Below are 23,815 nucleotides of genomic sequence, written 5' to 3' on the forward strand. Positions count from 1 at the left end.
GGCTAGCGCCAGGTGCCCACGCCGATGACCGGCCCGGCTTCCAGCCAGGAGGACAGCCCGGCGTAGGCGTCGAACTTCATGGCAAGGCGGAGATCCTGCCCCTCGTAGCGGAGTTCAACAATAACGACGTCGGGCTGGACCTTCACTGCCTCGGCCTCCGTGGGCTTGCGGCGGCCCAGCAGCTCCAGTGAATGCCTTTTGAATTTGTGCTTCGGCCGGACACTCAACGAGAACAGGCGGAACCACTCGAGGTCGTTGTCCTGATAACGACAAACCCCCACCTGCCAGCTGTTTCCAGCCGTGCAAATGGAGGCGTCCACCGTGCCGAGGGCACGCCGCAGGTTGAAGCGGCGCACCCCCGAAAGGCACAGTGCAAATACCAGCAATCCAAACGTGATTGCCATGGCGATGAACGGAAGACTCGGTGCGTCCATCAAGGTGGTGCTAGCGGATCCCAGCGGTAGCCGAGCCGCCCAGGTGGGCGTTGTCAGCAACAATAACCACACGGTTGTTGTCCACGGAGAAGAACCCGCCGTCGACATCTACCGCAATACGGTCCCCGGAAACCGGCTGGATAGCCAGCTCACCCTCGGCCAGGATCGCCAGCAGGGGCGAGTGGCCGGGCAGGATTCCGATTTCACCATCGCTGGTGCGGGCCTTGACCATCTTGGCCGCTCCGGACCACACGAAGTGGTCCGCTGCGACAATCTCAACCTCAAGCTCAGCCATATTACTTGGTCTGTTCCTGGATCTTGGCCCACTGGCGCTCAACGTCATCGAGGCCGCCGACGTTGAAGAACGCCTGCTCCGCGATGTGGTCCAGCTCGCCGTCGCAGATGGCTGAGAAGCCTTCGACGGTGTCCTTGATGGAAACCGTGGAGCCCTCGACGCCGGTGAACTGCTTGGCGGTGTAGGTGTTCTGCGAGAGGAACTGCTGGATACGGCGTGCACGCGACACGACGATCTTGTCCTCTTCGGAGAGTTCGTCAACACCAAGGATGGCGATGATGTCCTGGAGTTCCTTGTTCTTCTGCAGGATCTGCTTCACACGGACAGCCGTGTTGTAGTGGTCCTTGCCGATGTACTGGGGATCCAGGATGCGGGAGGTGGACGTCAGCGGGTCAACAGCCGGGTACAGACCACGGGAGGCGATTTCACGGGAAAGTTCCGTGGTCGCGTCGAGGTGTGCGAAGGTGGTGGCCGGTGCCGGGTCCGTGTAGTCATCTGCGGGAACGTAGATGGCCTGCATGGAGGTGATGGAGTGGCCCTTGGTGGACGTAATGCGCTCCTGCAGGAGGCCCATTTCGTCAGCCAGGTTGGGCTGGTAGCCCACAGCCGAGGGCATGCGGCCGAGGAGGGTGGAAACCTCGGAACCTGCCTGGGTGAAGCGGAAGATGTTGTCGATGAAGAGCAGCACGTCCTGGTTCTGCACATCGCGGAAGTACTCCGCCATGGTCAGTGCGGACAGGGCCACGCGCAGACGCGTTCCCGGCGGCTCGTCCATCTGGCCGAACACAAGGGCGGTGTCCTTGAGGACGCCTGCCTCTTCCATTTCAACCCAGAGGTCGTTACCTTCACGGGTACGCTCACCCACGCCGGCGAATACCGAGGTACCACCGAAGTTGCGGGCAACACGGGTGATCATTTCCTGGATCAGAACGGTCTTGCCGACGCCGGCGCCGCCGAACAGGCCGATCTTTCCACCCTTGATGTACGGGGTGAGGAGGTCGATGACCTTGATGCCGGTTTCGAGCATCTCGGTGGAGCCTTCGAGCGAAGCGAAGCTCGGTGCCTTGCGGTGGATGGGCCAGCGTTGGCTGATCTCCAGTTCCGACTCGGTAACGTCCAGGGGCTGGCCCAGGACGTTGAAGATGTGGCCCTTGACACCGTCGCCGACCGGCACGGAGATGGGGGCACCGCTGTCCACTACGGACGTGCCGCGGACGAGTCCGTCGGTGGCCTGCAGGGAGATGGCGCGGACGAGGTTGTCACCCAGGTGCTGGGAGGTCTCGAACGTGATCGTTTTGGTTACACCGTTGAGAGTAATCTCGGTGGTGAGGGCGTTGTAGATGGACGGGATTGCGTCGGCCGGGAATTCGACGTCGACAACCGGGCCGATTACGCGCGCAATGCGGCCGGTGGCACCGGACGTTGCGGCTACGTGTTCGGTAGCAGTGGCAGTCATCTCTCTCACTTCACTCAGTAGATGGCGTGGGTTTAAGTTTATCTGTGGTGGTGCAGGTCCAGCGGAACCGGCTGCAGCAGGCTAGGACGCGAGGGCGTCGGCGCCGGCAACAATCTCGGAAAGCTCCTGCGTAATTTCAGCCTGGCGGGCCGTGTTGCGCAGACGCGTGTACTTCTTGATGAGGTCCGTGGCGTTGTCGCCGGCGGACTTCATGGCGCGCTGGCGTGCAGCGAGCTCGGAAGCTGCTGCCTGCAGCATGGCCGCGAAGATGCGTGACTCGATGTAGCGCGGCAGCAGGGCGTCAAGAACACGCTCGGTTTCCGGCTCGAACTCGTACAGCGGCAACAGGTCCGATTCAGAAGCTGCCTGCTCTTCCACTACTTCCAGGGGAAGCAGGCGGATGACCGTGGGCTCCTGGGTGACCATGGACTTGAAGCGGGTGTACACCACGTGGATCTCGTCCACGCCGCCCTCTTCATAGTCGGTGGCGAATTCCGTGAGCAGCGCCTCGCCGATTTCACGGGCGGTGGCGAACTCCGGTGCGTCGGTGCCTCCGGTCCAGACCCGTGCATATTCGCGGTTCCGGAACTCGAAGTAGGCCTGCGCCTTGCGTCCGACGAGGTACGTCTTGACTTCCTTGCCTTCGGCGTGGAGCAGCTCGTTGAGACCTTCCGCCTGCTTGAGCACGCTTGCCGAGTAGGATCCGGCCAGGCCGCGGTCCGAGGTGATTACCAGGACGGCGGCACGGCGGATCTGCTCCGGCTCAGTGGTCAGCGGGTGGTCGATTTCGCTTTGGCTGGCGACAGCAGAAACGGCGCGCGTGATCGCGTTCGCGTAAGGCAGTGAAGCTGCTACGCGCGCACGGGCCTTGCCGATGCGCGAGGTAGCGATCAGTTCCATCGCCTTGAAGATCTTGCGCATCGACGTGGTCGAGCTGATCTTCTGGCGGTAGACCCGAATCTGGGCTCCCATACTTATCCTTTCCTAACATTCCCTAAACCGGGTGTGCCGGACCTTGGCGGCCCGGCACACCCGGTCAATGGAATTAGCGCTTCTGCTTGACGATCTTTTCCTGGTCAACGTCGCCCTCGGAGATAGCGTCATGCTCCTCGTGGCCGGCACCTACCAGGTGGTTGTCACCCTCGCCGAAAAAGCCCTTCTTGAAGTCCACAATGGCGGACTTCAGAGCTGCAACGGTGTCATCGTCCAGCACGTTGGTCTGCGCCAGCGTGGTGAGGATGGAGGACTTGTGGGACAGGTGCTCCAGGAACTCCGACTCGAAGCGGCTGATGTCCTCAACCGGAACGTCGTCGAGGTAGCCGTTGGTGCCGGCCCAGATGGACACAACCTGGTTCTCCACCGGGAACGGCGAGTACTGGCCCTGCTTCAGCAGTTCCATCAGGCGTGCACCGCGGGTCAGCTGCTGGCGTGAAGCGGCGTCCAGGTCCGAGGCAAACATGGCGAAAGCCTGCATGTCGCGGTACTGGGCGAGGTCCAGCTTCAACGTGCCGGAAACCTTCTTCATGGACTTGACCTGTGCGGCACCGCCCACGCGGGACACAGACACACCAACGTCAACAGCAGGACGCTGGTTGGCGTTGAAGAGGTCCGACTGCAGGAAGATCTGGCCGTCGGTGATGGAGATCACGTTGGTGGGGATGTAGGCCGAAACGTCATTGGCCTTCGTTTCGATCAGCGGCAGGCCGGTCATGGAACCTGCGCCCAGCTCGTCGGAGAGCTTTGCACAACGCTCCAGCAGGCGGGAGTGCAGGTAGAAGACATCGCCCGGGTACGCTTCGCGTCCCGGCGGGCGGCGGAGCAGCAGCGACACTGCACGGTAAGCCTCAGCCTGCTTGGACAGGTCATCAAACACGATGAGGACGTGCTTGCCGCCGTACATCCAGTGCTGGCCGATGGCCGAACCGGCGTACGGTGCCAGGTACTTGAAGCCTGCGGGGTCGGATGCCGGGGACGCCACGATGGTGGTGTACTCCAGCGCGCCGTTGTCCTCGAGGGTCTGGCGGATGGCGGCAATGGTTGACGCCTTCTGGCCGATTGCCACGTAGATGCAGCGGACCTGCTTGGTCACATCGCCCGAAGCCCAGTTGGCCTTCTGGTTGATGATGGTGTCGATCGCGATCGCAGACTTGCCGGTCTGGCGGTCGCCAATGATCAGCTGGCGCTGGCCGCGGCCGATCGGAATCATGGCGTCGATGGCCTTGAGTCCGGTCTGCATCGGCTCGTGCACCGACTTGCGCTGGGTTACGCCGGGAGCCTGGAGCTCCAGTGCGCGGGTGGTCTCGGCCTTGATCTCGCCGAGGTCGTCGATGGGCACGCCCAGCGGGTCGACAACACGGCCGAGGAAGGCGTCGCCAACGGGAACGGACAGAACCTGTCCGGTCCGGTGGACTTCCTGGCCTTCTTCGATGCCGGTGAAGTCACCGAGGATGATAACGCCGATTTCGCGGACGTCCAGGTTCTGGGCCAGGCCCAGGGTGCCGTCCTCGAAGCGCAGCAGCTCGTTCGCCATGACCGAGGGAAGGCCCTCAACACGGGCGATGCCGTCACTAGCGGTGGTTACGCGGCCGACCTCTACGCGTTCTGCGTTTCCGGGTTCGTAGGACGCCGCGAACTCGTTCAGCGCATTACGGACGTCGTCGGCGTTGATGGTCAATTCGGCCATCTGCAGTCCCTGCTCTCCTGTTTTGTGATCATCGTTGTCACGATGACCGGGGTTTCTATCAGTTGTGGTGTGCTTGTCCGGCTAGCCGGCCAGCTGGCGTTGCAGCTGGCCCAGGCGGGTGATGACCGAAGCGTCGAGCACTTCGTCACCAACCTGGACGCGGATGCCGCCAATGAGTGCCGGGTCAACATTGACGTTGACCTTCAGTTCCCGCCCGTACAGTGCATTCAGGCCCGCCTGGAGGCGTGCCAGCTGCGTCTGCGTCAAGGGACGGGTCACGCTGACCGTTGCAATCCAGCGCTGCTGCCGCTTGGCCGCCAGTTCGGCGAACCGACCCACCAGCCGGGTGGCCTTGATGCCACGGGGCTGGGTGACCGCCTGCGTGATGAGGACCCTTGCTTCCTCGCTCACACCGGGAACCAGCCTTTCGGCCAGCGTCGCCTTGGCTGCAGCACTGGCCTGCGGTTCGGACAGAGCACGTTGTACCTCGTGGTTGGAGGCAACGGCCTGGTTGAAGGAGAACAGATCGTTCTCCAGCTCCTCCAGGCCAGAGATTCCGGAGGCAGAAACGGCCGACTTGTTTTCAGCAACGGAAATGACCACCGTTGCGGCAAGAGTCTCGAGTGCATCGCCGATATCCCGCGCGTTTGCCCAGCGTGAGCTGGCCAGTCCGCCCGCGATCTCTGCAGCATCAGCGGAGACTTTTCCGCCAACCAGCTGCCTGACCAGCGCCGACTTTTCGTCTCCGTTGCGGGACGGGTCAGTCAGGGCGCGGCGCAAGCCAGCCGAGCTGTCCACCATTCCCAGAATTCCGAAGAGTTCCTTTGCCAGCTGCAGCGACGCCGTCGGAAGCTTGGCTTCCAACTCGGCCAGGGCTGTTGCCAGCGATTCGCTCGATACGCCTGCCATTACTTAGCTGCACCTGCGTTCTGGGTCTCCAGATCTGCCAGGAAGCGGTCCACAACCCGTGCTGCACGATCGTCGTCGTTCAGCGATTCGCCGACGATGCGGCCGGCGAGGGTAGTGGCGAGGGTGCCGACCTCCGAACGCAGCGACACAACAGCCGCCTGGCGCTCGGATTCGATCTGGGCGTGGGCCTGGGCCGTGATGCGGGCAGACTCTGCAGCTGCCTTTTCCTTCAGGTCCGCGAGGATCTGGGCACCTTCGGCGCGGGCTTCCTCACGGATGCGGTTGGCTTCGGCGCGGGCGTCGGTCAGCTGCTGCTTGTACTCTTCGAGTGCAGCAGACGCCTCAGCCTGGGCCTTTTCAGCCTTTGCAATGCCGCCTTCGATGGCCTCGGCACGCTCGGCGAAGGTCTTTTCGAACATCGGGACAACGAACTTGACCACGATGAACATGAGGATGGCAAAGCCCACGAGGACAACGCCCATTTCCCAGACATTGGGAACCAGGGGGTTGACTTCGCCCTCAGTGGCGGCTGAGATGATCAGCTGATTCATATTTCACCCGTCCTTTTCTACTCGGTTCTGTAAGTTCGCTTCGTTCTAAGGACTAGAGAACGAAGGCGAAGACCAGGCCGAGGATGGCGAGGGCTTCGGTCAGCGCAAGGCCGAGGAATGCGATCGGCTGCAGGACACGCTGTGCTTCCGGCTGGCGGGCGACGCCGTTGATGTAGGCAGCGAATACGAGACCAACACCGATACCACCGCCGATTGCGGACAGACCGTAACCTACGAGGTTGAGATTGCCTTCCATTTTTCTTCCTTTCAAGATGCCACCCATGTGGCAGGTTGTTTGGGTTGCTCTATCCCCGCGAGGGGAAGCTTAGGGTGCCTTAGTGGCTGTCGGCGTGAAGCGCGCCTTCGATGTAGATCGCTGTCAGCAGGGTAAACACGTAGGCCTGCAGGACCATGATCAGGGCTTCAAGCATGTACATGGCGATGGCACCGGCCAGGACCAGGACGGAGGTTCCCTTGAGCAGGACGTTCTCCTGCATGATGAGGAACTCGATGCCGTAGCCGGCGATCATCACAATGAGGTGTCCTGCGAGCATGGTCGCGAACAGACGGAGGCTGTGCGTGACGGGCCGGACCAGGAAGTTGGAGATGATCTCGATCGGGATGACGATCGGAAGGATGAACCAGGGAACACCGGAGGGCACGGTGGCCAGCTTGAAGTAACGGAGTCCGTTCTTCTTGACGCCAATGGCGATCCAGGTGAAGTAGACAATGCCCGCCAGTACATAGGCGCCGCCGACGTGAGAGAACGTGGGGAGCTGGAAGAACGGGATGGCGCCGTAGATGTTGTTCACCAGGATGAAGAAGAACAGGCTGAACAACAGCGGGACGTACTTGATGAAGTCCCTGCCGCCGATGATGTCCTTGGCAATTCCGTTGCGGACGAAGCCGTAGGCGGCTTCGCCGGCGAACTGGAGCTTGCCGGGTACCAGCTGCTGCTTGCGTGCGGCGAGCACGAAGAAGACGGCGATAAAGACGACAGAGAGGAGGACCAGCAGCATCTGCTTGGAGAATCCTTCTGCGGCACCCCACGGCAGGATTGCCGGCAAATGCATTTCGTTAATACCAGGAGGAGTAAACTCTCCTGAATCTTGGGCCGGGAGCGCAAGCGCGATCAACGCGTTTCCTCTCTGCAGTGTCCATCATTGGGCGTTGGGCGGGGACCGGCAGCCTGATGGCCTGCTGTTCCCCCTGTGAAATTATTTGGCATTAGTGTCGCCGTCCTGGGACGGCCCGCTGGCAGCATGGCGCTCCCCAGCATTTTTTCGAGAACTGGTCAGGCCATGCATGTGGGAAAGGTAAAAACCTCCGACGGCTCCAAGCAGAGCGCCTGCGAGCACAATCCAGCGCGTTCCCCACAGATAATCCAGTCCCCACCCTATCAAACTCCAGACGATGATTCCGCCAACGATGTAGCTGAATACGGCCATGCCGGCGTTGTATCCGCCGCTGGTTCCGTCGCCTGATACATCGGGAGCTGAAGCCTTTGATCCCCTGCTGCCGTTGGTGCCTTCCGTGGGCTTCCTGGGATCACGCATCGGGGGTTTCCTTGGTTTCTGGATCGTTGTAGATCTGGAGGCGGGCTTTGCTGAAACCATGGATTTCTGCAGCCTGCCAGAGGACGACGGCAGTTACAGCCCCGGCGACGAACCAGCGGCCGTTCAGCCACGCCGGAGCACCGACCACAAACAGGACGGCGGCAAAGCCCACCACTTTGACAAAGTAGGTGGCCACGAACATGCCGATGGCTCCGGAAGGGTTGCTGCGTCCCACAAAGTGCCCCACCAGGAGGCTGATGCCGAAGAACAGCATCACCAGCAACCCGCCGGCAGTACTGGAAAGGGCGCCGCCGGGTCCTGCGAGGATTGCTGCAGGAACGGCGCACAGGACAAGTCCGGCCGCCGCGGCCAGCGAACTGCGCTTGAGGAGGTTCAGCCAGAGGGACGGCGTGGGACCGGATGCGCCAACTCTTCCGTTGCCGGACGCAGGTCCGGACTCGGCGTTGGAGGTCATTCGATCCCAATCGTCGGCACCAAAAGGCAGGTGGCCAAAAGGCAGTGTGGAGGGCAGCTTTGGCTGCCCTCAAATTCTACACGAGATAGAACACGGTTCAGGTCACGGGCAGGCGCGTGACCTTGGACGGGCGGCGGTACCGGCGGATCAGGTCCGGGCTGGCCAGGTACAAAGCCAGCACCAGCACGCTGGCAGCGACGCACAGCGCAACAATCGGAAGCGTGGCCGTCGCCGCAACGAACCCGAGGATGATCACTGCGGCCGTGCACAGTGTGACGATTCCGGCCGACATCAGGTGCGAGAAGCCCACGTCCGTGAGCCGCTGGTACACGTGTTCCCGGTGGGATGCGTACCACCGCTCCCCCGCCTTGATCCGGCGGAGCAGGGTGTAACCGGTGTCCGCCGCGTACACCAGGATCGGCGAGAGGACGTACTCGACGTACACGCCGCCGAGGAAGCCGGCCACCGCGAGTGCGGCTATCGACGCACCCAGCAGGTAGCTGCCGACGTCGCCCAGGAATACCGAGCCGCGGCCCAGGTTCCATGGGAGGAACCCGAGGAAGGACATTGCCAGAACCGTGCCGCCGGCGGTCAGCCAGGGCTGTTCTGACAGCAGCCCGGCAACAGCGTAGGCCACCCCTGCTGTCACCCCGTGCAGGCCGGAGATGCCATTGACGCCGTCCATGAAGTTGGCGATGTTGACGTAGGCGGCGATGGCCAGTGCACCCAGCGGAAGCCACCAGAACGACTGTCCCGTGAGGACGATGAGTACTGCGGAGCCGGCGGCACCGATCCCGAGCTGGGCGGCTGCCCGGCCGCGGATGGACATGCCGCGCAGGTCCTCGACCCAGCCCACGGCGGCACAGGCGGCAATAATGGCCAGCACGACGGCGGAGATGGAGCGGTCCACCGTCACAAACCCCAGCAGCAGCGCTGCCGCGTATCCGATCGCCGTGGCCAGTGCCGTGGCCAGGCCCATGCCGCGGATTGTTACTTTCACGTGCGATGAGCGTGCCGAGGGAACATCCACCACCCCCATCCGGACCAGCAGCGGCTTCACGGCCAGGGGAAGCAGCAGGCTGGCTGCCAATGTGATCCCGGCTACGAGGAGCAACGGCATCACGACGCCACCCGCACTTCACCGGCGTCAGTGGCCTCGTCATCGGGAATGGCGGCGATGCTGGCGCCTTGTTCTGCCTCACAGCGGGCCAGCCAGATGTTGAGGTCAAGCTTGGCGGGATCCTGCTCCATGGCCCTGGTGTGCGAAATCTTCGGGTGCAGGGGGCGCTTGTCGAGTTCACCGGTGCCCACCAGTTCCTCGTGCAGCTTCTCCCCCGGCCTCAGGCCGGTGTAGATGATCTCCACGTCCTTGCCCGACATCGCGATCATCCGCTGCGCCACATCCAGGATCCGGACCGGTTCGCCCATGTCCAGGATCAGCACGTCCCCGCCGGTACCGATGGCACCGGCCTGGATGACGAGCTGGCAGGCTTCGGGGATGGTCATAAAGAAGCGTGTGACGTCGGGGTCCGTCACCGTGACCGGGCCGCCGACGCGGATCTGTTCGGTAAAGAGCGGCAGCATTGAGCCGCGGCTGCCCATCACGTTGCCGAAGCGGACGGAGACGTACTTCCCGGACGTCTGCCCCGCCATCCAGGCGGTAAGTTTCTCCGCAACCCGTTTGGAGTGGCCAAGGGCGGTGGTGGGGTTGGCCGCTTTGTCGGTGGAGATGTTCACGAAGTGCGTGACGCCGGCGCGCTGGGCAGCGCGAAGTACGTTCAGGGTGCCGCAGACGTTCGTTTTCCAGGCTTCCACCGGATACTGCTGCAGCAGCGGCGCGTGCTTGAGGGCCGCAGCGTGGAACACCACCTCCGGGCGGCGGTCCTCGAAGATGTCCAGCAGGGCTTCGCCGTCGCGGATGTTGGCCAGCACGGTATCCCGGCCTGCCAGGAGTCCGTGGCCGGTGATGGAGATCTGGGTCTGCTGCAGGCCTGTTTCGTCGTGGTCCAGCATGATCAGTTCGGCAGGGTGGAACTGCACGATCTGGCGGCACAGTTCCGATCCGATGGAGCCTCCGGCTCCGGTCACCAGCACCCGTTTGCCTTTGATGTACCCGGCAATTTCGTCAACCTCGATGTCCACCGGACGGCGTCCGATCAGGTCCTCCACCGCGACGTCGCGGAAGTCGGAGAAACCGGCGGGTGCACCGGTGCCCAGCATGTCCCGCAGCGGGGGCAGTACCAGCACGCGCACGTTCAGGCCGGCCACAGCGTCCGAGATGCGGCGCACCACGGTGGCTTCCACGTTGGCGAAGGCAAGGACCAGGACTTTGGCCCGGGTGCGGCGGATGATCGCCGGCAGGTCGTCGCCGCGGCCCTGCACCTGGACGCCGGAAAGCCGCAGGTGCTTCTTTGCGGGGTCGTCGTCCACCAGCCCCACGGGGAAGTACGGGGAGTCCGGGTCTTGCAGCATCCTGGTCACCAGGGAGTTGCCGAGGAATCCGGCGCCGTACACCAAGGTGTTTTGGGCCCCGTCCCCGGGCCGGGTCTTGCCCTCCACGTAGAGGCGTTTTGCATAGCGGGCGGCGCACATAAAGAGGCAGGCGAAGGGGAAGGCGATCAGGCCCACACTGCGGCCGATGTTGATCTCCGCGTAGAGCACCAGCAGGCTCACGGTGATGGTTGCCGCCACGATGACGGTGACGAACACCAGCGCCTTGGCCTCTTGGAAGCTGCCGAACGGGTACCTGCCCCGGTACAAGGCGAGGGAGTAGCCGGCCAGCATTTGTGCCACCACCGCGATCGCGGCGATGAGGCAGGCTCCGGCGAGCTGTTCCACCCGGACGCCCATTTCGTAGCGCAGCAGCAGCGCCAGGCCGATCGCCACAACCCACGACATGGAGTCGAGGAAGAGCTGGATCCAGATCCAGAGGGCGGGCTTCTCGTCCCGTACTGCGGCAGGTGCGCGCGTTTCTGATTGTGTACTCAACGAAAGATGCAACCGACTTCCACTACCACGGCGGCCAGGCGCCTGTTTCAAAATTCCCCGCCGCGAAACTGTCGGACGGCGTCGGGGCTTAGAACGATACTAATCGCTTCGGGTTCCGCTGCCCGGATACACCGGCAGCGGCGGCATGGGTTTCCACCCGGCGTCGGCAAGGATGGTGCGCGATTCACGCCACCCTTGCCAGAGCGCACCGGAGCCCTTCAGGGTCCGCTCCACGAGGACCAGGCGGACAAGTTCCTTGAGGAAGGTCAGCGCGGTGCCCGCGGCGAAACCCGCCCGGTTGAATTTGCCGTGGGCCCGCAGGTAGTGCGCCACATGCCCGCGGTTTCGCATCACGTAGCGGCGGCTGAGGTCGGATGAATCGTTGAGGTGGCGCAGGCCGAGGTCAACCTGGCGCTGGGCACGGACCTTTTTGATGACAAAGGCGTTGACGTACACCACCGGGGTTTGCTGCGCGGCCAGCCAGCCGTAGATGAGGTCGTCCCACGTAATAAAGAAGCGCGGATCGGGCAGGCCGATGTTCCGGGCCACGGAGGCGTTGATGAGCATGCCTTCAAAGTTCCCCACGTTGGTGCGGAACACCTCGGAATGCCGGAACACGTCTCGGGAGACCGGCAGGAATATGCCGAGTGCCTCGACAAAATGGTGCTGCCAGAAGAACGGTTTGCCGTTGGCGTCATAGCGGCGCCCGATCATGCAGGAGTAATCCGGCGTGAATTTCGCCAGGGCGTCCACCGCGCCGGGAAGCACTTCGACGTCGTCATCCATCAGCCACAGCCATTCGGCGCCGGACTCCAGTGCCAGTTCCACGCCGCGGGAAAACCCGCCGGCCCCGCCGACGTTCTGCTCCAGCCGTTCGTACTGGATGGGCAGCCCGGCTGCAGCCGCCCGGGCAATTACCTCCGGCGTGTGGTCGCTGCTCGCGTTGTCCACCACCAGGATCCGCGTCGGGGCAGTGTCCAGGCGGGCGAAGGAATCGAGCAGGTTGCGCAGGAAGTCGGCGCGGTTGTAGGTGACGACGACGGCGTACAGGTTCTCCACGGCGGCCTAGCTGTTGGCGGACATCAGTTCCGCGGGTGAGCCGAAGCCCTTGCCGCGGAAGCCGGTGGAATATGCCCTGAACCAGTGTGCCAGGCCCTTGAGGTCACCGGTCTTCAGGAAGTAATAAGGGAACCCGACGATGTCCGCGCTGAACCAGCGAAGGTTGCGGTACTTGCGGGTCAGGTAGCCACGGTTCCGGAAGTAGCAGTAGCGCTTGAACTCGCCCTCGGGAATGACCGGGGTGATGAACCCGCCAAAAACGGGCTTCATCTCCGTCCATGTGGCGGGATGCTGTACGGCGACAGTGGCCAGCGTGCCGTACTTGAGCCCGGCCTTTTTCACTCGCGACAGGAAGTCCACTTCGTCCCCGCGGATAAAGAACTTCACGTCCGGGATACCGATCCGGTAGAAGACCTCGGTCCGGATCAGTGCACCGTTGAAGAAGTGCACCATGTCCGGCAGGTAGCCCATCGGCGCCAGGCGGGAGCGGTCGTTGGTGAGCAACCCGTTGATGCGGAAATTGAAAGACAGCCGGTTGGGATCGGCGGTGGCGGCTACCAGGGGGCTGATGATGTCCAGCTGGTGCTCCTCTGCGGTGCGGAGAAGCTCGGCCAGGCAGCTGGCGTCTTCGGGATGGCCGTCGTCGTCCATCATCCAGATCCACTCGGCGCCGCTGGCCATGGCGGCCAGGATGGCGTACGCAAACCCGCCAGCGCCGCCAAGGTTCGCTTCGGAGCGCAGGTAGTTGATGTTCTGTGCTCCCCCGGCGTTGACGACGTCGGTGGCCGGGACGGTGCCCGAGTCCACCAGGGCGATGGAATGGATGGGCGCGGTCTGCTCCGCCAGCCCTTTCAGGAGCAGGGCAAGCTCCTCGTGGCGGTCGAACGTTACGGCCGCAACGGCGACTTTGGGCTGCATGTCAGTTCTCCGCATTGTTGTCGTTGGTACTGACGGCACTGCTGCCGGCCGCGCTGCGGGCTTCGGCAGCAGCAGGGCCCGCTGCCGCAGAATCCCCGGCTGTCTCCGGAGTGTCAGACGCCTCCGCAGTCACCGGCTCCTCGAGTTCTTCCGGCGCCATGGGGATCTCGCCCAAACCCAGGACACCCGGAACGTGTTCCCTGAGCTGGTCCAGGCTGACGGCTCCGTTGCGCACCACACGCAGGAGGGGCCCGGTGGCGTCCACAATGGTGGAGGGCACGGCGGTCTCGCCTTCCTTCGGCCGGAAGCCGCCCTCAAGGTAGACCTCAACGGATTCTGCAAGCTGCTCGCGGGCAGCGGCGGCAGTCTGTCCCGGTGCCTGGCCGGTGCGGTTGGCAGAGGAGACGGCCAGCGGGCCGGTCAGTGTGAGCAGCTCAAGGGCGATGTCATCGGCGGGCATGCGCAGGGCCACGGTCCCCTTGGTTTCGCCGAGGTCCCAGTCCAGCGACGGCTGCGCGTGCAGGATCAACGTCAATCCGCCGGGCCAGAATGCCTCGGCCAGCTTGCGGGCGTCAGCGGAGACGTCCGTGGCGAGCCCGTCCAGGGCGTTGAGGCGCGGAATCAGCACCGGTGGTGGCATGGTGCGGCTGCGCCCTTTTGACACCAGCAGCATGGTGACGGCCTGCGGTGAGAAGGCGTCGGCCCCGATGCCGTAAACCGTATCGGTGGGGAGCACGACGCACTTCTTTTCACTGATCGCGCGCTGTGCGTGCTCCAGGCCCCGTGCCCGCTCGTCATCACTGGTGCAGTTATAGGTTGTGGTCACTGGCCCATTCTTTCATTGCGTAGGGTCTGGTCCGCGAGCACGGCGCTGGTGGCGCGCTCCTTGCCGTTGAGGTCCCGGTGGGTGCTGATGCTGGTCCACGATCCTGACCGGCCCAGCATTGCCGCGATCCATTCCGCCTGGACTTCTGCATGTTCCATCACAAAGTAACCGCCCGGCACCAGCAGCCGGGCAGCCGAGGCGGCTGCCGCCGTCGGAAGTTCCATACCGTCAGCTCCCCCGCCGTACAGTGCCTCCGGCGGGTCATGCAGGGCTACTTCGGGCTCGTTGGGAATGGCCTCGGACGGGATGTACGGCGGGTTGGAAACCACGACGTCGACTGTCCCGTTCAGCTCCTGCAGTGCGTTCCGCAGGTCCCCCAGGACGAGGTGGACGCCCAGGGGGGCGAGGTTTTTCGCGGCCCAGGCGTGGGCGAAGGGGCTGAACTCCACGGCGTGGACTTCGGCGCCGGGCACTTCGTGGGCGATGGAACCGGCGATGGCGCCGGATCCCGTGCCCAGGTCCACGATCCGGGGATGCGCCATGTCCTTGACGTGGTCAATGGCCAGCTGGACCACGGATTCGGTCTCGGGGCGGGGAATGAACACGCCGGGCCCCACGGCCAGCTCGAGGTAGCGGAAGTGCGCCACGCCGGTGATGTGCTGCAGCGGAATCCTGCTGGCCCGCTCGGCCACAAGGGCTTCGTAGCCTTCCGGTGCCGGCGTGTTGCCGAGCATCATGGCGCGGAGCCGGCCCAGTCCCACGTTCAGCAGGTGGTCGGCGAGCAGTTCCGCGTCCACGCGCGGGCTGGGAACACCGGCGTCGCGCAGGATTGCCGTGGCCGCGGTGACGGCGTCAGCGAGCGACTGGCCTGGCCCGAATGTCATGTCCTGAATGTCGTGTCCTGATGTCCAGGGCGGAACTAGTCGCCGATGGCGTCCAGGCGTGCCTGTTCGTCCATCTCGATCGCGGACTGGATGACCGGTTCCAGGTCGCCGTTCATGACCTGGTCCAGGTTGTAGGCCTTGTAGCCGGTGCGGTGGTCCGCGATGCGGTTTTCCGGGTAGTTGTAGGTGCGGATGCGCTCCGAGCGGTCCATGGTGCGGATCTGCGACTTCCGCTGGGCCGAGTTTTCGGCGTCGATCTGCTCCTGCTGGTGGGCCAGGATGCGGGCACGCAGGACGCGCATGCCCGCCTCGCGGTTCTGCAGCTGCGACTTTTCGTTCTGCATGGCCACCACAATGCCGGTGGGAAGGTGGGTGATGCGCACGGCTGAGTCGGTGGTGTTCACGGACTGGCCGCCCGGGCCGGATGACCTGTAGACGTCGATCTTGAGGTCGTTCTGGTTGATCTCGAGCTCTTCGGGTTCGTCCACTTCGGGCAGTACCAGCACGCCGGCGGCCGAGGTGTGGATACGGCCCTGCGATTCGGTGACCGGAACGCGCTGCACGCGGTGCACGCCGCCTTCGAACTTCAGCCGGGCGTAGACGCCCTCGGCGGGATCGTTCGAACTGCCCTTCACGGCAACCTGGACGTCCTTGTAGCCGCCAAGGTCCGATTCGGTGGCGGAGATGATTTCAGTCTTCCAGCCGCGCGATTCCGCGTACCGGGTGTACATGCGCAGGAGGTCGCCGGCAAAGAGGGCCGCCTCGTCGCCGCCTTCACCGCCCTTGACCTCAAGGATCACGTTGCGGGCGTCGTCAGGATCGCGCGGGATGAGCAGGCGGCGCAGTTTTGCGGCAGCAAGCTCAAGGGCTTCTTCCAGTTCAGGAACCTCGGCAGCGAACTCGGGATCCTCGTCAGCCATCTCCTTGGCCGCAGCAAGGTCGTCCCGGATGCCTTCCCACTTGTGGTAGGCCTCAACGATGCCATTAAGCTGAGCCGACCGCCGCCCCAGCTTGCGCGCAAGCCGCTGGTCAGCATAAACAGCAGGATCCCCCAGCTGCGCCTGGATAGCATCATGCTCATCAAGCAGGCCCTGTACGGACTCAAACATTTTTCAAAACCTCTTTCGACTTGTACAAGTCTAGTAACTGCAACGCGGGGTCACTTACAGCCCTCAAAACCCGCAAAGATGGGCGATATCTGACTCCGCGTTGCCAGAAGGCGGCGGCAAGGCGACCAGACTGAACAGCCGTTCGGTTTTGCCGCCCCGGGAGCGTTCGATGACTCCCAACCTTCGCAAGCTCAGGCCGGGCCCTCGTCATCTCTCTTACGGGCCTGCCGGAGCTGGGCGGCAAAACTGAACGACGAAGGCGGGGCCGGCACAAAATGCGACGACCCCGCCCCTAACTCAGCTACTTGTCGTTATCGGACTTCGCGCCAAGTGTTGTCTTCTGAACCTGCATCAGGAACTCAACGTTGCTCTGGGTCTCCCGGATCTTGTTGGTCAGGAGTTCAAGGCTCTGCTGGGTCTCGAGTCCGGAGAGGACGCGGCGCAGCTTCCACATGATCTTGACTTCCTCGGGCGAGAGCAGGTTCTCCTCGCGGCGGGTGCCGGACGCGTTGACGTCCACGGCCGGGAAGATGCGCTTGTCTGCCAGCTGGCGGGACAGGCGGAGCTCCATGTTGCCGGTGCCCTTGAACTCTTCGAAGATGACTTCGTCCATCTTGGAACCGGTTTCCACCAGGGCCGTGGCCAGGATGGTGAGCGAGCCGCCGTTTTCGATGTTGCGGGCTGCACCGAAGAAGCGCTTGGGCGGGTACAGCGCGGCGGAGTCCACGCCACCGGACAGGATGCGGCCGGAGGCCGGTGCTGCCAGGTTGTAGGCGCGGCCCAGGCGGGTCATGGAGTCCAGCAGGACCACCACGTCCATGCCCATTTCCACGAGGCGCTTGGCGCGTTCGATGGAGAGTTCGGCCACGGTGGTGTGGTCATCGGCGGGACGGTCGAAGGTGGAGGCAATGACCTCACCCTTGACGGTGCGCTGCATGTCCGTGACTTCTTCAGGGCGTTCGTCAACGAGCACCATCATGAGGTGGACCTCAGGATTGTTGGTGGTGATCGCGTTGGCGATGGACTGCAGGATGAGCGTCTTGCCGGCCTTCGGCGGCGAAACGATCAGGCCACGCTGGCCCTTGCCGATCGGGGCGACGAGGTCGATGACGCGGGGGCCGATCTTCTTGGGATCGGTCTCGAGGCGCAGCCGCTCGGACGGGTAGAGCGGAACCAGCTTGGCGAACTCGACGCGGTCCTTGAGCTCTTCGGCGGTCTTGCCGTTGACGGAGGTGACGCGGACGAGGGCGTTGAACTTCTGGCGGGCGGACTGCTGGCTGCGGTCTTCGCCGTCACGCGGGGCACGGATGGCGCCCACCACGGCGTCGCCCTTGCGGAGGTTGTACTTCTTGACCTGGGCCAGGGAGACGTAAACGTCGTTGGGGCCGGGCAGGTAGCCGGAAGTACGGATGAAGGCGTAGTTCTCGAGGACGTCGAGGATGCCTGCAACGGGCAGCAGGACGTCGTCCTCGGTGACTTCGACGTCGTCGACGTCCGGTCCCTGGGCGCGTCCGCGGCGGCGGTCGTTGCGGTCGCGGAAGCGGTCGTTGCGGGAGCTGTTGTCCCGGTCCTGGCCACCGGAGCGCTCGTTGCGGTCGTTCCGGTCGCGGCGGTTGCGGCGGTTGCGGCGGCTGCCGCCGTCGGAATCATCGCTGTCGCGGGTGTCGCGGGTATCCTCGCGGCGGGCGCCTTCGCGCTGGCCTGCCTCGCGGCTGCCGGCGTTGTCCCGGCCGCTGTCGCCCTCACGGGTGTCCCGGCCACGTCCGCGGCCGCCTTCGCGGCGGTCGGTGCGCTGGCCGGCTTCTTCGGTTTCAGTGCGGTCGGCAGTGCGCTGCTCTGTGCGCGGCTCCGCCGTACGCTGCTCGGTGGTGCGCGCTTCACCAGTCCGCTGTTCAGCTGGGCGCTGCTCGGCGTCGGCCTGCTCTGCAGGTGCCTCGGCAGCTTCTGCCGCCTGCGGTGCTGCCACGGCTGCTTCGCCGCGGCGGCGGTTGCGGGTGCGGGGCTGGCGGCGTTCGGCAGCGCCTTCGGTTGCTTCGGGAGCTTCCGCGGCGGCGGGAGCCTCAACCGGAGCGGCCGGGGCTTCGGCGGCTGCATCAGCAGCTGCCGGTGCCACAACTCCGTCGCTGACGGCACGGCGGCTGCGGCCGCGGCCCCGGGCACGGGTGCCTTCGGCAGGCGCTTCCGTGGTTTCGGCCGGCGCGGCGGCTGCAGGTGCAGCAACAGCGGTAGCTGCCGGTGCGGCGACGCTTTCGGTGCGCTTTGCGGCTGACTTGGCCGGGGCCTTAGTCACGGGAGTACCGGCGCGGTGGGCGGAGATGGCCGCAACCAGGTCCCCCTTGCGCATCCGGGAACCGCCGGAGATCCCGAGCTGGCTGGCAAGTGCCTGCAGCTGGGCGAGCTTCAGGCCGGCAAGGCCGCTGCTCTTGGCGGGTGCTGCCGAATCGGCAGCAGAAGATGATAGTTCCACAGCTGGCGACAGCTCAGTGGTTTCGGTCACGAAGGATCCTTCCCCCTCGACGGCGTCCAGACGAGGAGCTGGGCGCGATGATTTGATCTGGGCTGCAGTTCAGATCTGCAGCCGGGGATTGTACGGCCTTGCCGGATGAATATCGGCCAGCAGGGCCGGATACTGATTCACGCTGCGCTCCGCCCAAGGTGGAACTGTGGACTGACGTTTCAGGGGCAGTTTCAATACTGCAGATTCCTGCGACAGACCAAGCAGGTGGCACCGGAATAGATTGCGCAGTAGGAGATCAGGTTGCAACTAAGTGCAGAAGCAGATCAGATAGGCGTCAATTACCGCCGGTGCAACTCCACCTTAGCACCTTCAACGTCCACTGCCAGCTTCAGAACACGCCATCGGATGTCCGGCGTGTTCGCTTGGGTGAACTCTTCAATGAAAGCAACGACGGCGGCCGCTTCAGCCTGCCCGTCGGCCAGGACCAGCACCGTCGGCCCGGCGCCTGAGACAACTGCGGCGTGGCCGGCCGTGCGGAGCGCCGAGATGAGGGCGGCGCTGGGGCGCATGGCCTCTGCGCGGTAACTCTGGTGAAGGTAGTCCTCGGTGCCGGCAAGCAGGAATTCCGGTTTGGTGGTGAGCGCGTGGATCAGCAGGGCGGCGCGCCCGGCGTTCATGGCTGCAGCATGGTGCCCCACGGATGCAGGCAGCAGCGCCCGTGCCGTTTCCGTCGACAGCTCGAAGTCCGGAACCGCGACCACCGGCACCACAGACCCGGACACGGCCGCACTGGTGCTGCTGTACTGGTCACTGTCCTGCCACGACAGCGCCAGTCCGCCGAAAATGGCTGGTGCCACGTTGTCCGGGTGGCCCTCGAGTTCGCTGGTGAGCTGGAGGATCCAGTCCTTTCCACGGCGGCTTGCCGCCGGTACCAGCGCGTTGGCTGCCGAAATTGCTGCCACCACCGCCGACGCCGAGGAACCCAGTCCGCGGCCGTGCGGAACAACGTTTTCCGCTGTCACCTTGAGCCCGCCGTGCCGGAAGCCCAGCCGTTCGAAGGCAGCTTCCATCGCTCGGATGACCAGGTGGCTGGCGTCCCGGGGCAGGGTTTCCGCGCCTTCGCCGGCGAGGTCGAACACGAGTTCCTCGGATTCGAGGCTCTCCACCGTCAGGGTGTCGTGCAGCGCCAAAGCCAGGCCCAGGCTGTCGTAGCCCGGGCCCAGGTTGGCGGTGGTGGCCGGAACGCGCACGGTGACACTTTGTCCGGCTTCAATGAGCTGCACGCCGACGGTGGCCTGCGGGGTGGTGTCCAAGGCTATTTTTCTTCCAGTCCCAGTTCAGCAGCAACGGTGACAACGTCGTTGGAGACCTTGACCGGCTGGACGTCGCTGCCGTCCTCGGTGCGCAGTGCCCACTGGGGGTCCTTCAGGCCGTGGCCGGTGACCGTGATGACGATGGTTTTGCCGGACGGCACCTCGCCGGCGGCGTGCTTCTTGAGCAGGCCTGCGACGCCGGCCGCGGAACCGGGCTCCACGAAGACGCCTTCGCGTGCGGACAGCCAGCGGTGGGCATTGAGGATTTCCTCGTCCGTGACAGCGTCGATGAATCCGCCGGACTCATCGCGGGCAGCGATGGCGCCGTCCCAGGAAGCGGGGTTGCCGATCCGGATGGCGGTGGCGATGGTGTCCGGTTCAGTGATGGGGTGGCCGGCAACGAACGGCGCGGCCCCGGCTGCCTGGAAACCCCACATCGCGGGCGTTTTGGTGGAGACGGCGGGCAGCGTGCCGGCAGTCTCGGACTCGAAGGGAGCGGAGTACTCCTTGTAGCCCTTCCAGTAGGCGGTGATGTTTCCGGCATTGCCGACCGGCAGGACGTGGATGTCCGGGGCGTCGCCCAGGGCGTCCACGATCTCGAAGGCACCGGTCTTTTGGCCCTGGATGCGGGCGGGGTTGACGGAGTTGACCAGGAAGACGGGGTAGGACTCCCCCAGCTTGCGGGCGATGTCCAGGCAGTTGTCGAAGTTGCCGTCCACCTGGAGCAGCGTGGCGCCGTGGGCGATCGCCTGGCTGAGCTTGCCCATGGAGATCTTGCCTTCGGGCACCAGCACAGCGCACTTCAGGCCGGCCGCGGTTGCGTACGCTGCGGCTGAGGCGGAGGTGTTGCCGGTGGAGGCGCACACAACGGCCTTGGCCCCGGCGGCCACGGCGGCGGTCATGGCCATGGTCATGCCGCGGTCCTTGAAGGAGCCGGTGGGGTTCATGCCCTCCACCTTCAGGTACACCTCCGAGCCCGTGAGCTCTGAAAGCTTCTGCGCGTGCACCAGCGGGGTGCCGCCTTCACCCAGGGTGATGACCCTGGTGGATTCCGTCACGGGCAGACGGTCAGCGTATTCGCGGATAACCCCGCGCCATTGGTGAGCCACTTAGACTCCTTCTACCCGCAGAACGGATGTAACTGAATTGATGACGTCCAGGCCTTTCACGGCCTCGACGGTGGCTGCAAGGGCAGCCTCTGATGCGCGGTGCGTAACGATCCGCAGTTCGGCCGACTCAACGTTGGACTCGGCGTCACGGTGGATGGTCTGCCGCATGATTTCAATGGACACGCCGTGCTCGGCAAACAGCTGGGCGATCCTTGCCAGGACGCCCGGCTCATCCGCAACGTCGAGGCCGATGTAGTAGCTGGTGACGGCCGCGTCGATGGGCAGCGCAGGTACATGGCCGGTGGTGGTTTCGGTGCGTCCCGGGCCACCGAGGACCAGGCGGCGGGCAGCGGAAACGAGGTCGCCCAGTACTGCAGATGCCGTCGGGGTTCCGCCGGCGCCCTGGCCGTAGAACATCAGCTCGCCGGCGTTTTCCGCCTCGATGAATACGGCGTTAAAGGCCCCGCGGACGGCGGCCAGCGGGTGCTCGCGCGGCAGGAGCGTGGGGTGGACGCGGACGGACACGCCCTCGCCGCCTTCGGCATCACTGAGCTTCTCGGCAATCGCCAACAGCTTGATGACGAAACCCGCATCCTTGGCAGCGGCGATGTCCGCGGCGCTGACCGAGGTGATGCCTTCGCAGTGCACATTCTCGAGGGCGAACCGGGTGTGGAACGAAAGGGACGCGAGGATCGCGGCCTTCGCGGCGGCGTCGTGGCCCTCGATGTCGGCAGTGGGGTCCGCTTCCGCGTAGCCAAGGCGCTGCGCTTCTGCCAGGGCGTCGGCGAACTGGGCCCCGGTGGAGTCCATCTGGTCCAGGATGTAGTTGGTGGTGCCGTTGACGATGCCCAGCACGCGGGTGATCCGGTCACCGGACAGGCTGTCGCGGATGGGGCGCAGGATGGGAATGGCGCCGGCAACGGCTGCTTCGTAGGACAGCTGGACGTGGGCTTTGTCAGCCTCTTCGTAGAGCGTGGGGCCATCCTGGGCGAGGAGTGCCTTGTTGCCGGTGACCACGCAGGCGCCGTTGCGCAGCGCGGAGAGGATCAACGTGCGGGCAGGCTCGATGCCGCCCATCAGTTCGATCACCAGGTCCGCGTCTTTGACCAGGGTCTCGGCGTCCGTGGTGAACAGTTCCTGGGGCAGGTCCACGTCGCGGCGGGAGTTGACGTTGCGCACCGCAATCCCGCTGAGCTGCAGGCGGGCACCGGTGCGGGCGGCAAGGGCGTCGGCATCCTCAATGAGAATCCGCGCAACCTGGGCCCCAACGTTGCCACAGCCCAGCAGGGCTACTTTCAGGGTTCGCATTTCCGTCATTCAGGCTCCCATGTCGCGGTTCAGCAGATCTTCTTCGGTTTCCCCACGGACAATCAGCCGGGCAGATCCGTCGCGCACCGCGACAACGCCCGGCCGGGCCAGATAGTTGTAGTTGCTTGACAGGGCCCAGCAGTAGGCGCCGGTCCCCGGTACAGCAAGTAGATCACCGGCTGCCACGTCCTCGGGCAGATATACATCTCTAACAACTATGTCGCCGCTCTCGCAATGTTTGCCCACCACGCGGGACAGCTGGGGCGCGGCGGAGGACGTGCGGGAGGCCAGGACGGCCGAATAATCCGCGTCGTACAGCACCGGACGGGCGTTATCGCTCATGCCGCCATCCACCGAAACATACCGGCGCGGATACGTAACGTTGTTGCCGCCGTCACTGGCAGTTCCGGGCGCATCCACACGCACGGTCTTCAGGGTTCCCACCTCATACAGGGTGAAGGTGGTGCTGCCCACGATCGCGCGTCCCGGCTCAATGGAGATGCGGGGGGCCTCAATGCCCAGCTCAGCGCAGGTGGAGCGCACGACGGCGGCCATCGCCGTCGCGATCTCTGCGGCAGGGCGGGGGGTGTCCACCGGGGTGTAGGCGATGCCGTAGCCGCCGCCGAGATCAAGTTCCGGCATCACGATGGAGTACTTTTCCTGCATGGCGGCGAGGAAACGGAGCAGCTTCTCGGCGGCCATGGCGAAGCCGTCCGGTTCGAAGATCTGGGAGCCGATGTGGCAGTGCAGTCCCAGCAGTTCGATGCCCGGGTGGGCGGACGCTGCCGCAACGGCTTCCTCCGCGGCTGACAGGCCTGCCTGCCCGGTGGTGTCCTCCGCCATGGAGAGGCCGAACTTCTGGTCCTCGTGGGCGGTGGCGATGAACTCGTGGGTGTGGGCATGCACGCCGGGAGTGAGCCGCAGCATGACCTTTGCCCGGTCACCACGGGCCTGGGCGATGGCCCCGACCCGTTCCAGCTCGGCCAGGCTGTCCACCACAATGCGGCCCAGCTTCATGTCCAGCGCACGGTTGATCTCGGCGTCGGACTTGTTGTTGCCGTGCAGGGCAACGCGCTCCCCCGGGATCCCGGCTCGGGCGGCCACGGCCAGTTCGCCGCCGGAGGCGGTGTCCAGGCGCAGCCCTTCCTCCTCCACCCACTTCACCACAGCGGTGCACAGGAACGATTTACCGGCGTAGTAAACGTCCACGCCGCCGCAAATGTCCGCGAAGGCTGCATCGAACGAATCCTTGAACGCGCGTGCCCGGGAACGGAAGTCCGACTCGTCCATCACGAACAATGGAGTGCCGAACTGTTCCTTCAGGGCGGCAACGGAAACGCCGGCAACTGCCAGGCCGCCGTCGTCATTCCGTTCAACAGTCCTGGCCCACATCGGTTCCTGCAGGGCATTCAGGTCCTCGGGGACTGCAAGCCATTCGGGCGCCAAGGGGGACTCGGTTTTACCGGTCTGTACAGACATTTCCG

23 protein-coding genes are annotated in these 23,815 nt (G+C 64.5%); all 23 read right to left on the minus strand.

The annotated features are described in order from the left end of the window. Positions 1-2: 2 nt before the first annotated feature. Entirely contained in the window at positions 3-434 is a 432-nt protein-coding gene (locus tag QRN11_RS21665; protein WP_091415706.1) for a DUF2550 domain-containing protein, read from the minus strand. A 10-nt stretch (positions 435-444) separates the two neighbouring features. Next, positions 445-729, minus strand: coding sequence for a F0F1 ATP synthase subunit epsilon (locus tag QRN11_RS21670; protein WP_013601509.1), 285 nt, complete (start codon positions 727-729; stop codon positions 445-447). 1 nt (position 730) lies between these two features. Further along, positions 731-2,185 carry a F0F1 ATP synthase subunit beta gene (atpD, locus tag QRN11_RS21675; RefSeq protein ID WP_285314463.1) on the minus strand — a complete coding sequence of 485 codons (1,455 nt, stop codon included), beginning with the start codon at positions 2,183-2,185 and terminating at the stop codon, positions 731-733. Between the two features lie 81 nt (positions 2,186-2,266). Continuing rightward, the gene (locus tag QRN11_RS21680) at positions 2,267-3,157 is read right to left on the minus strand and encodes a F0F1 ATP synthase subunit gamma (protein WP_050054633.1); all 891 of its coding nucleotides are present in this window, start codon (positions 3,155-3,157) and stop codon (positions 2,267-2,269) included. A gap of 73 nt (positions 3,158-3,230) precedes the next feature. Beyond that, on the minus strand, positions 3,231-4,868 hold the full coding sequence (atpA, locus tag QRN11_RS21685) for a F0F1 ATP synthase subunit alpha (RefSeq protein WP_050054632.1): 1,638 nt from the start codon (positions 4,866-4,868) through the stop codon (positions 3,231-3,233). 81 nt (positions 4,869-4,949) lie between these two features. Continuing rightward, positions 4,950-5,777, minus strand: a complete 828-nt coding sequence (locus QRN11_RS21690; RefSeq protein ID WP_091415705.1) for a F0F1 ATP synthase subunit delta — start codon at positions 5,775-5,777, stop codon at positions 4,950-4,952. Next, the gene (locus tag QRN11_RS21695; RefSeq protein WP_091415703.1) at positions 5,777-6,328 is read right to left on the minus strand and encodes a F0F1 ATP synthase subunit B; all 552 of its coding nucleotides are present in this window, start codon (positions 6,326-6,328) and stop codon (positions 5,777-5,779) included. Before QRN11_RS21695 ends, QRN11_RS21690 begins: the two co-directional genes overlap by 1 nt. A 52-nt stretch (positions 6,329-6,380) precedes the next feature. Continuing rightward, positions 6,381-6,584 (minus strand): ATP synthase F0 subunit C, encoded by a 204-nt coding sequence (gene atpE, locus QRN11_RS21700; protein WP_009356484.1) that lies wholly within the window; start codon positions 6,582-6,584, stop codon positions 6,381-6,383. A 79-nt stretch (positions 6,585-6,663) separates the two neighbouring features. Continuing rightward, on the minus strand, positions 6,664-7,464 hold the full coding sequence (gene atpB / locus QRN11_RS21705; RefSeq protein WP_091415702.1) for a F0F1 ATP synthase subunit A: 801 nt from the start codon (positions 7,462-7,464) through the stop codon (positions 6,664-6,666). An 81-nt stretch (positions 7,465-7,545) separates the two neighbouring features. Then, on the minus strand, positions 7,546-7,884 hold the full coding sequence (locus QRN11_RS21710) for an AtpZ/AtpI family protein (protein WP_285314464.1): 339 nt from the start codon (positions 7,882-7,884) through the stop codon (positions 7,546-7,548). Beyond that, complete coding sequence (locus tag QRN11_RS21715; protein ID WP_091415699.1) at positions 7,877-8,359, minus strand: hypothetical protein; 483 nt, start codon at positions 8,357-8,359, stop codon at positions 7,877-7,879. The genes QRN11_RS21710 and QRN11_RS21715 overlap by 8 nt, the downstream gene beginning before the upstream one ends. A gap of 97 nt (positions 8,360-8,456) precedes the next feature. Further along, a complete protein-coding gene (locus tag QRN11_RS21720) occupies positions 8,457-9,479 on the minus strand; it encodes an MraY family glycosyltransferase (protein ID WP_170850657.1) in 1,023 nt (340 codons plus the stop codon). Beyond that, the gene (locus QRN11_RS21725; protein ID WP_285314465.1) at positions 9,479-11,347 is read right to left on the minus strand and encodes a polysaccharide biosynthesis protein; all 1,869 of its coding nucleotides are present in this window, start codon (positions 11,345-11,347) and stop codon (positions 9,479-9,481) included. The genes QRN11_RS21720 and QRN11_RS21725 overlap by 1 nt, the downstream gene beginning before the upstream one ends. Positions 11,348-11,446: 99 nt before the next feature. Continuing rightward, positions 11,447-12,406 carry a glycosyltransferase gene (locus tag QRN11_RS21730; RefSeq protein ID WP_285314466.1) on the minus strand — a complete coding sequence of 320 codons (960 nt, stop codon included), beginning with the start codon at positions 12,404-12,406 and terminating at the stop codon, positions 11,447-11,449. A gap of 6 nt (positions 12,407-12,412) precedes the next feature. Beyond that, complete coding sequence (locus tag QRN11_RS21735) at positions 12,413-13,324, minus strand: glycosyltransferase (RefSeq protein ID WP_091415692.1); 912 nt, start codon at positions 13,322-13,324, stop codon at positions 12,413-12,415. A gap of 1 nt (position 13,325) precedes the next feature. Beyond that, on the minus strand, positions 13,326-14,150 hold the full coding sequence (locus QRN11_RS21740; protein WP_285314467.1) for an L-threonylcarbamoyladenylate synthase: 825 nt from the start codon (positions 14,148-14,150) through the stop codon (positions 13,326-13,328). Beyond that, positions 14,147-15,034, minus strand: a complete 888-nt coding sequence (gene prmC / locus QRN11_RS21745; protein WP_285314468.1) for a peptide chain release factor N(5)-glutamine methyltransferase — start codon at positions 15,032-15,034, stop codon at positions 14,147-14,149. Before prmC ends, QRN11_RS21740 begins: the two co-directional genes overlap by 4 nt. A gap of 35 nt (positions 15,035-15,069) precedes the next feature. Further along, complete coding sequence (gene prfA, locus QRN11_RS21750) at positions 15,070-16,143, minus strand: peptide chain release factor 1 (RefSeq protein WP_091415689.1); 1,074 nt, start codon at positions 16,141-16,143, stop codon at positions 15,070-15,072. Between the two features lie 301 nt (positions 16,144-16,444). Beyond that, complete coding sequence (rho, locus tag QRN11_RS21755) at positions 16,445-18,640, minus strand: transcription termination factor Rho (RefSeq protein ID WP_285314469.1); 2,196 nt, start codon at positions 18,638-18,640, stop codon at positions 16,445-16,447. Between the two features lie 299 nt (positions 18,641-18,939). Next, a complete protein-coding gene (gene thrB / locus QRN11_RS21760) occupies positions 18,940-19,914 on the minus strand; it encodes a homoserine kinase (RefSeq protein ID WP_285314470.1) in 975 nt (324 codons plus the stop codon). A 2-nt stretch (positions 19,915-19,916) separates the two neighbouring features. After that, positions 19,917-21,023, minus strand: coding sequence for a threonine synthase (gene thrC / locus QRN11_RS21765; RefSeq protein WP_091415685.1), 1,107 nt, complete (start codon positions 21,021-21,023; stop codon positions 19,917-19,919). After that, complete coding sequence (locus QRN11_RS21770) at positions 21,024-22,340, minus strand: homoserine dehydrogenase (RefSeq protein ID WP_091415683.1); 1,317 nt, start codon at positions 22,338-22,340, stop codon at positions 21,024-21,026. Then, positions 22,341-23,810, minus strand: a complete 1,470-nt coding sequence (gene lysA, locus QRN11_RS21775; RefSeq protein WP_285314471.1) for a diaminopimelate decarboxylase — start codon at positions 23,808-23,810, stop codon at positions 22,341-22,343. Positions 23,811-23,815: the final 5 nt, after the last annotated feature.

Source organism: Pseudarthrobacter sp. fls2-241-R2A-168 (genome assembly GCF_030209335.1).
Lineage (GTDB): Bacteria > Actinomycetota > Actinomycetes > Actinomycetales > Micrococcaceae > Arthrobacter.

Bases quoted from the DNA above. Each gene is read 5' to 3' on its own strand.
- QRN11_RS21665 (WP_091415706.1), bottom strand. From the start codon at position 434: ATGGACGCACCGAGTCTTCCGTTCATCGCCATGGCAATCACGTTTGGA.
- QRN11_RS21670 (WP_013601509.1), bottom strand. From the start codon at position 729: ATGGCTGAGCTTGAGGTTGAGATTGTCGCAGCGGACCACTTCGTGTGG.
- atpD (WP_285314463.1), bottom strand. From the start codon at position 2,185: ATGACTGCCACTGCTACCGAACACGTAGCCGCAACGTCCGGTGCCACC.
- QRN11_RS21680 (WP_050054633.1), bottom strand. From the start codon at position 3,157: ATGGGAGCCCAGATTCGGGTCTACCGCCAGAAGATCAGCTCGACCACG.
- atpA (WP_050054632.1), bottom strand. From the start codon at position 4,868: ATGGCCGAATTGACCATCAACGCCGACGACGTCCGTAATGCGCTGAAC.
- QRN11_RS21690 (WP_091415705.1), bottom strand. From the start codon at position 5,777: ATGGCAGGCGTATCGAGCGAATCGCTGGCAACAGCCCTGGCCGAGTTG.
- QRN11_RS21695 (WP_091415703.1), bottom strand. From the start codon at position 6,328: ATGAATCAGCTGATCATCTCAGCCGCCACTGAGGGCGAAGTCAACCCC.
- atpE (WP_009356484.1), bottom strand. From the start codon at position 6,584: ATGGAAGGCAATCTCAACCTCGTAGGTTACGGTCTGTCCGCAATCGGC.
- QRN11_RS21710 (WP_285314464.1), bottom strand. From the start codon at position 7,884: ATGCGTGATCCCAGGAAGCCCACGGAAGGCACCAACGGCAGCAGGGGA.
- QRN11_RS21715 (WP_091415699.1), bottom strand. From the start codon at position 8,359: ATGACCTCCAACGCCGAGTCCGGACCTGCGTCCGGCAACGGAAGAGTT.
- QRN11_RS21720 (WP_170850657.1), bottom strand. From the start codon at position 9,479: ATGCCGTTGCTCCTCGTAGCCGGGATCACATTGGCAGCCAGCCTGCTG.
- QRN11_RS21735 (WP_091415692.1), bottom strand. From the start codon at position 13,324: ATGCAGCCCAAAGTCGCCGTTGCGGCCGTAACGTTCGACCGCCACGAG.
- prmC (WP_285314468.1), bottom strand. From the start codon at position 15,034: ATGACATTCGGGCCAGGCCAGTCGCTCGCTGACGCCGTCACCGCGGCC.
- prfA (WP_091415689.1), bottom strand. From the start codon at position 16,143: ATGTTTGAGTCCGTACAGGGCCTGCTTGATGAGCATGATGCTATCCAG.
- QRN11_RS21770 (WP_091415683.1), bottom strand. From the start codon at position 22,340: ATGACGGAAATGCGAACCCTGAAAGTAGCCCTGCTGGGCTGTGGCAAC.
- lysA (WP_285314471.1), bottom strand. From the start codon at position 23,810: ATGTCTGTACAGACCGGTAAAACCGAGTCCCCCTTGGCGCCCGAATGG.